Raw genomic sequence first — 6,805 nt, forward strand, 5'->3', positions numbered from 1 at the left:
CATAAAACCAGCGCCCGGTACTGTTACTTTAGTCCAGCACTCGTGCATGAAGGCGCAGTCCCCGGCAAGCAGGGCAATCTTCTCATCCGGGGTGAAAGTACGTCCGAAGTTCAGGTCCTCGATCTCGAGGGTAAGGCTGCCGGAAAAGCCATGGTCCCGGAGGGCCTGCATCACCGCGGCCATAGAGGGATCCCGGGCAAGCGGCAGGTGAAGGGTCTTTCCCTCGGCCCGGCTGATATGGACGTTCGCCATCCGGTCATGGCAGAGTTCTATGTATCGCACCGGCTCATCCGGGGATTTCGCGAGGGCGTGGGATACATCGAGCGTGCACGAGAGCCATGGTTCCTCATCGAGAAGCGTGCGCATCCGTTCGGGAGTGCAGAGCAGCGAGTTGACGATCGGTTCCATATTCTCCATGCAGATTTTGACCGGGTAATGCGGGGCTGCATCCCGGAGTACATCGATGTAGTGATCGAACCGTACAAAGTCGGCATCGCTCGGGGGGCGCTTTGCCGTCCGCCGCCCGGGATGGACCGTGACAAGACCGGCTCCCATGCGGGTGGCAATCCCGAGAGAGCGGACGGCATACTCCACCGATACCGCCGCAACCTCCGGGTTGATGGAACACGGATTCAGGTCGAGGATCGGGGCGTGGACGGTCAGGTTCCCGAGTTCCGGGTGTTCCCGACGGCATGCAATCACTTCATCCACCGGGAGATCACGGAGCCAGAAATGTGGGGTCTCCAGCCAGAACTCGATCCCGTCGAGACCTGACGTTGAGACAAAGGAGAAGATCTCGGGAGTGGTGTATTCATGGAAGAACATGCTCGCGACGGAAAACGACACCATGGTAGTACTATTTGATATGCGGTTTTGTCCTAATAACTGTTGATGGACTGGTTCAATACCCCGGACGAGCCTGCCGAAGGAAAGGCCGTGCTCATGAGCGTATCTGAGCTCTCGGCCCTTATCGGGGGGCTGCTCGACGATCCCCGGGTGCAGGACATCCGGGTGAAGGGGGAGGTCACCAATTACAAGCACCACGGCCGGGGGCACCGGTACTTCTCGCTCTCAGAGAAGGGCGGGGGGGCAACGGCAGCGGTCATAAAATGCGTGATGTGGCGGTCCGATGCTGACCGGCTCGCGTTCAGTCCCGCAGAAGGCATTGAAGTGGTGGTCTCCGGATCAGTCACGGTATACGCACCGCACGGGGCCTACCAGCTGCAGGTAAAGAAGATGGAGAAGGCCGGCCTTGGCGAGAAGTATCTCCTTGTCGAAAAGTGGAAGAAGGAGCTCGCCGCAGAGGGTCTCTTTGCCGCGGAGAGGAAACGCCTGTTGCCGTGTTTTCCCGCACGGGTGGGGGTCGTGACGTCCGAGACCGGCGCGGTGATCCACGATATCCGGAACGTGATCGGGCGGCGGTACCCGATTGAGATCATCATCTCGCCCACGGCAGTCCAGGGGGAAGAGGCGCACCGGGAGATCGCAGCAGCGATCCGCCGCCTTGCCGGTCGTGTGGACGTCCTCATTGTGGCCCGGGGCGGCGGAAGTTTCGAGGACCTCTTCCCGTTCAACCACCCGGACGTGGTCAGGGCAATTACGCAAAGCCCGGTACCGGTCGTCAGCGCGATCGGCCACGAGGTGGATATCACCCTTGCCGACCTTGCGGCCGATCTCCGGGCACCGACTCCCTCCGCTGCCGCCGAGCTGGTGGTCCCGGACCGGGCCGTGCTCCTCCTCCAGCTGCAGGAACTGCAGCGCCAGATGAACGCTTCATTGCTGGGCCGGGTTGCCTGGGCCCGGGATGAAGTGACCGGCTTACTGGACCGGTTGCGGCCCCAGCGGTTCCTGCGGAAGCTGGACGAGCGGAAGACCGCAACTGCCGATCTCGGCGACAGGCTTGACCGGGGCTTACAGTCGCGGCTCGGGCGGGAACGGCTGATCCTTAAAGAACTGAAGACTGCCCTCGAGAGCCGGAGCCCCCTGGCAGTCCTGGCCCGGGGTTACTGCGTTGCAGAGAAGGACGGCGTTGTCATCCGGGGTACGGGCATGGTAGCAGAAGGGGACCGGTTGAAATTACGAATGCATGACGGCAGCAGCCGGGTCATCGTGGAGCGTGTGGACCTTGACGGAAACGTATGAAGCAAAGATCGAACAGATGAGGAAGATCATAGACAAGATCGAGGACGGGAACACCAGCCTTGACGAGAGCATAAAGCTCTATGAGCAGGGAGCAGCGCTTGTAAAACAGTGCGAGACCCTGCTTGCCGAAGCAGAAATAAAGATCACCACACTCAGCCGGGACGCGTGACGGCCAGGGCCACGATCATCTCTTTTCCCGTTACGAGATTTTCTACCAGTTCACGGGGCAGGCCGGCTGCCACCTGGTCCGACAGGATCCCGATCGTCCGGCCGCAGACAAACATGCTCCTGCGCCAGACCATATCTGCCGGGTGGTCAAGGGTCATCTGATCAGATCCCCGGGACCGGATCTCCACGGAAATACCTCCGCATTCAAGACGGGTGGTAAGGACCGCATCGTCATGGGCAAGCAGTTCGCGGAATCCCGGTGACAGGTCAGCGCATCCCTTGTCAGCTGCGATTCCGATGATACAGTTGCCGTTTGAGGTCAGGTGCTCCTCGCGGGTCACCTCAAAGGTTGTCGGGTGGGTGCCAAGGATGAAGGGATGCCCCCGGCAGACCACGGTTTCCTGCGCCTCCATGCTTTATCATGTGAGGGCGCCATTCCTATTCAATGTTTATTACCGCCCATTGCCCCGTGTGCAAGGATGAGACCGAACATGAGGTCGTGGCCGAATCCCGCGACATGCTCGTGCGGTGCACCAGCTGCGGTCATCACCAGCGCCTGCCAAAGGAACGCGAGCCGGAGACCCTGATCGTCAAGGCGATCGTTTCAAAGGAAGGCACATCCAGGGTCTGCGGGATCGAATTTGCCGGGGAGGACGAATGCTCTGTTGACGATCATCTCGTAGCCGAATGCGGGGATGACGTCTTCGGTGTCGAAGTCACCGCCATCGAATGCGGCGACAAACGGGTGAAACGGGCAAAAGCAAAGGATATCACAACGCTCTGGACCCGGGGGATAGAACAGGTCGTAGTCAAGATCTCCATCCACGACGGCAGGAAGACGATCCCGGTTTACATGGAATGCGACGGGGAACAGCCGTTCGTGGTCAATGACATGTACGTGGTCTCCGGTAAAAGGTTCCGGATCTCCCATCTCAAGCTCAGGGACGGGCCGCTGATGAGGAAAGAGGGATGGAAGACGGTTGCCCACCGGGTCAAGCGCGTCTACGGGGTCCGCACGTAACGTACTCATAGATATTTTTTCAGGGTCACCTCAAGCTGTTCCCGGTGGACCACTCCTTCGAAGCGCTCTTTTACCACCCCGTCTACAAGGACGAGGATCGTGGGTGTTGCCTTCAACTGGTATTCCCCGATATATGCGGGATTTTTTGTGGCATCGATCTCTTCGATCGCGAGCCTGAGTTTCTTTCCTACCTCCGCATTAATCGGTGCCTGTTCCATACAGCCCATACATCCCGGCTGGAAAAAGCAGAGTACACGCAGTGCCATGAACAGGAATGGCAGGCAGTAATAAAAAAGGGTATGGATAAAAAAGGGGATGAAGATCCCAAAAAAGAGGAGGAGCCCGGGTTACTGCCTGGTAACCGAATACACCGTGACATCGGCATTCGGGTAGCCGAAATCCACGACAACCCCGGCCGGGGATATCCGTGTTACTTCTCCAACCCGGATATAGGTTGTTGCGGACGAGTTGTCGGCAGTTGCATTGGGATTGTTAGAGACTCCCATCGCAAGGGTATTCCCGACCTGGATTTCACTCATGTTGATATTATTCCGCTGGAGCTGGGCGGGAGACCAGAGCTGGGCCATCGAATTATTGGCGGTAAATGCAATATTTTTCTTATCGTTGACCCTCATGCCGACAAGCCCCTGGGTAATAGCATCGTACTCGGGGGAAAAGAGCGCGAACTGGTCCCAGCTGCCACCATTACTGCCGATATAAACCGGCACCGGGTAAACGCCCGTGTTCAGGCTCTGGTTCGCAATCAGCGTAAGTTGTTTGGCATACATGATCCCATTACCCGCCTGTGCTGCCTGCTGGTAGACCTGCTGGTTGGTTGTGACGAGCGGATTTCCTGCAGCATCGTAAATAGTATAGTCGATTACCACGCTGTCACCCGGCCGGACCGGTGCGAGACCGGTGATCCAGTTTGATCCCATGGAAGAGACGACCATGACGACAACAAAGAGTACCGCGAGAATGATCAGACCGATCTTGGTCCACTTCTTTTTCGATTCTTCTTTCTTTTTCTTTTCGCTCATGCTTAACGAGCCTCCTTATTACATCGTAACCGCTCGGACATAAACTATTCCGATTGGAAGAGATATTGAGCAAATAGTTATACCAGATGATTAGTAACCCAGAGTTAACCCATTGGTGCGAAAGATGGGTTCCACAGGAAAAGGAGATTTGATCATGGCATGGAGAAGAGATCCTTTCGAATCGATCCGGCATGAGATGGACGAGATGCGGGCTGAACCGGACCCTGTGTTCCGTCAGGCATCTGCCGACGGCAGGCTCCTGCCGGCTGATGTCACGGAAGATCGCGCAAAAGCCGGTTTCAGGAACGGTGTGCCTTGAGTAACCCCAAAAAAGACAAAGCCGGTGAAAAATCCCATATTATGATAGAATAACAGGATGCGAAATCCTCCCCTTTCTTTTTATTTTTTCACCGATGTCTTTAAAGTGCCTGACGGTAAAGCTGTACTGATGGATAAAAAGAAGGTCAAGGATTACATGACCTACGATGTCGTGAGCGTGGACTTCCGGGGATCTGTCCATGACGTCATCGAGAAGATCCAGAAGACCCATCACGACGGTTTCCCGGTAGTCGACGGGACTACGGTTATCGGTTACATCTCAGCGAGGGATCTCCTCTTTGTGCAGCCGTCAACTCCTGTCGAGAAGGTGATGTCCGACAACCTGATCGTTGCTGACCCGGAGATGGACATCAATGATGCTGCACGGGTCATCTTCCGGAGCGGCATCCAGAAACTGCCGGTTGTGGACGAGAAGAACCAGCTGCTGGGCATCATCTCCAACTCGGATGTCATCCGTTCCCAGATCGAGCATGTCTCGCCTGAGAAGGTCTTCAATTTCATGACCACCCTCAAAAAACTCTACAATGTGGATCCCACGCTTGACCGGGGCACCGTGCCGGTCAAGGACCTCCTCCCGACACAGTCGAAGATCTACGAGGATGAACTGGAAGGAAGGATCTACGAGATCAAGAAGGGACTTGCTGAACCGATCATTGTCGTGAGGCGGCCGGGGAAGATCATCCTCGTTGACGGGCACCACCGGGCCGTTGCAGCAAAACGGCTGGGTATCAGTGCGCTCGACGCGTACATTATCGAGATCAAGGAGAACATCGAGCTGGGCATGGAACGGACCGCCCATGCCATGAACTTAAAGACGCTCGACGATGTGCAGATCCTCGATTATGCCCGGCACCCGCTGGTAGCGATTACGCACCGGCTGGTGAAACGAGTCTGACGACGCGTTTTTCACTCATGGGACTGAAGTTCATCCCGGGTCTGCTCTTCCCTTTGGGAACAGCTGTCTTCCCTCGCAAGGGAGCGGGGCACGACTGTGATGAATTTGTCTGAGGGATTTTCCAAACCGGTCCATTCAATGAAATTTTCCGGGTTCTGTTAACTTGGTGAGGGATTGAAATTTTTTTCAGGTGTTGAAAAATTGATTATCCCATAACAAGTTAACAGAGCCCGCTGAAGGATTCGACCAGTCCTGTACCGTATCATGCCACTTCCGATCCGGAAAAATTACAGGGCAGTTTCCGGAACGGTTGCCGGAGCCTGCGGAATGTCGTGATCGTAGACGCGGGAAATGTATCGGGCGTTGAAGACTGTGAAGAAAGGGGTTATAGCCAGGTTGAACGCCCATCCAACGAATGGGATGAGAGCGAGAATCCCGATGATGATGATGAAGATAAACCAGGTCATCAGCAGGACAACAAGGGCAATGATATAGGTACCCCAGCCGATCCTCTCAATCGTACCTGAAATTGCGGAGAACCGTACCCCTTCCCTGATGCTGCCGGTGCGGGAGAAGCGCACGCTCCCGAGAATACTGTAGAGGATGGCGATGACCGCGAGCACGACAGCGGCAAGGAGGAGGAGGAGGATGACGGGGATGAGGATGAGGGGCATCGGTCCTTTGACGGTTACGGCGCCCACGATGAGGATGGCAAAGGAAATGATTAAGACAAGCATTGCCGGGACGGCCCATAGGATGTCAACAACGACAAGTTTGATCCCGTCAAGGTACAGGGAGATCCAGTTATCGAAAACAGGAGGGGGGGTGGTCCCGCGATACACGCGTACACAGTATCCTGAGATAATGAACGAGAGCAGGAATCCTGCGATAATGAGTGCGATGAGCTGGGGCCACGGGATGAGCTCCCAGTGGATGGTTTTTGATGCATTATCCACGATTTTTGTAGGATCGAATAAAAACCGGATGAGGGCCATGGGTATGCCGCAGATGATGAAGACCAGCCACGTTGTCCATCTTCCCGTCAGTGCCTCCCGGCTGTAATCGATCGATTCACCAATAAGAGCTCCGTAATCCATGTTTAAAGATTGGAGACATTCTTTATTAAATCATTGATATAATTCATGACACCTGAAAGACCGGCCGTTTTTTCATGCTGCATGCTCTCAGAACCTGCTGACC

Annotated in this window: 10 protein-coding genes; 5 read left to right on the plus strand and 5 right to left on the minus strand. The window is 55.7% G+C overall.

Translation table 11 applies throughout. The annotated features are described in order from the left end of the window. On the minus strand, window positions 1-849 hold an 849-nt coding region (locus WBL42_RS10600), incomplete at its 3' end, for a sugar phosphate isomerase/epimerase family protein (protein WP_424721243.1). Window positions 850-891: 42 nt separating this feature from the next. Between WBL42_RS10600 and xseA the strand changes: the two genes are divergently transcribed. Further along, window positions 892-2,142, plus strand: a complete 1,251-nt coding sequence (gene xseA, locus WBL42_RS10605) for an exodeoxyribonuclease VII large subunit (RefSeq protein WP_424721244.1) — start codon at window positions 892-894, stop codon at window positions 2,140-2,142. Next, window positions 2,117-2,311, plus strand: a complete 195-nt coding sequence (xseB, locus tag WBL42_RS10610) for an exodeoxyribonuclease VII small subunit (RefSeq protein WP_424721245.1) — start codon at window positions 2,117-2,119, stop codon at window positions 2,309-2,311. Before xseA ends, xseB begins: the two co-directional genes overlap by 26 nt. Here xseB and WBL42_RS10615 read toward each other — a convergent pair. Further along, complete coding sequence (locus WBL42_RS10615) at window positions 2,295-2,723, minus strand: DUF371 domain-containing protein (protein WP_424721246.1); 429 nt, start codon at window positions 2,721-2,723, stop codon at window positions 2,295-2,297. The genes xseB and WBL42_RS10615 overlap by 17 nt on opposite strands. A gap of 32 nt (window positions 2,724-2,755) precedes the next feature. Here WBL42_RS10615 and WBL42_RS10620 point away from each other — a divergent pair, with 32 nt between their 5' ends. Next, window positions 2,756-3,331 (plus strand): HVO_0476 family zinc finger protein, encoded by a 576-nt coding sequence (locus WBL42_RS10620; protein WP_424721247.1) that lies wholly within the window; start codon window positions 2,756-2,758, stop codon window positions 3,329-3,331. A 5-nt stretch (window positions 3,332-3,336) separates the two neighbouring features. Here WBL42_RS10620 and WBL42_RS10625 read toward each other — a convergent pair whose 3' ends face one another. Then, on the minus strand, window positions 3,337-3,597 hold the full coding sequence (locus WBL42_RS10625) for a thioredoxin family protein (protein ID WP_424721248.1): 261 nt from the start codon (window positions 3,595-3,597) through the stop codon (window positions 3,337-3,339). Window positions 3,598-3,678: 81 nt separating this feature from the next. Further along, window positions 3,679-4,371 (minus strand): hypothetical protein, encoded by a 693-nt coding sequence (locus WBL42_RS10630; RefSeq protein ID WP_424721249.1) that lies wholly within the window; start codon window positions 4,369-4,371, stop codon window positions 3,679-3,681. A 154-nt stretch (window positions 4,372-4,525) separates the two neighbouring features. Between WBL42_RS10630 and WBL42_RS10635 the strand changes: the two genes are divergently transcribed. Next, complete coding sequence (locus WBL42_RS10635; protein WP_424721250.1) at window positions 4,526-4,690, plus strand: hypothetical protein; 165 nt, start codon at window positions 4,526-4,528, stop codon at window positions 4,688-4,690. A gap of 129 nt (window positions 4,691-4,819) precedes the next feature. Then, a complete protein-coding gene (locus WBL42_RS10640) occupies window positions 4,820-5,605 on the plus strand; it encodes a CBS domain-containing ParB/RepB/Spo0J family partition protein (protein WP_424721251.1) in 786 nt (261 codons plus the stop codon). A 287-nt stretch (window positions 5,606-5,892) separates the two neighbouring features. On the opposite strand, the gene WBL42_RS10645 is transcribed toward WBL42_RS10640, so the two are convergent. Beyond that, window positions 5,893-6,702, minus strand: coding sequence for a DUF4013 domain-containing protein (locus WBL42_RS10645; RefSeq protein WP_424721252.1), 810 nt, complete (start codon window positions 6,700-6,702; stop codon window positions 5,893-5,895). Window positions 6,703-6,805 lie beyond the last annotated feature (103 nt).

It is taken from the genome of Methanoregula sp. (assembly GCF_049686655.1).
In the GTDB taxonomy this organism is placed as follows: Archaea; Halobacteriota; Methanomicrobia; order Methanomicrobiales; family Methanospirillaceae; genus Methanoregula.

Excerpts from the sequence above, each read along its gene's own strand:
- WBL42_RS10640 (WP_424721251.1), top strand. The coding sequence starts at position 4,820 with ATGGATAAAAAGAAGGTCAAGGATTACATGACCTACGATGTCGTGAGC.
- WBL42_RS10615 (WP_424721246.1), bottom strand. The coding sequence starts at position 2,723 with ATGGAGGCGCAGGAAACCGTGGTCTGCCGGGGGCATCCCTTCATCCTT.
- WBL42_RS10625 (WP_424721248.1), bottom strand. The coding sequence starts at position 3,597 with ATGGCACTGCGTGTACTCTGCTTTTTCCAGCCGGGATGTATGGGCTGT.
- WBL42_RS10620 (WP_424721247.1), top strand. The coding sequence starts at position 2,756 with ATGTTTATTACCGCCCATTGCCCCGTGTGCAAGGATGAGACCGAACAT.
- WBL42_RS10630 (WP_424721249.1), bottom strand. The coding sequence starts at position 4,371 with ATGAGCGAAAAGAAAAAGAAAGAAGAATCGAAAAAGAAGTGGACCAAG.
- xseA (WP_424721244.1), top strand. The coding sequence starts at position 892 with ATGGACTGGTTCAATACCCCGGACGAGCCTGCCGAAGGAAAGGCCGTG.
- WBL42_RS10635 (WP_424721250.1), top strand. The coding sequence starts at position 4,526 with ATGGCATGGAGAAGAGATCCTTTCGAATCGATCCGGCATGAGATGGAC.
- WBL42_RS10645 (WP_424721252.1), bottom strand. The coding sequence starts at position 6,702 with ATGGATTACGGAGCTCTTATTGGTGAATCGATCGATTACAGCCGGGAG.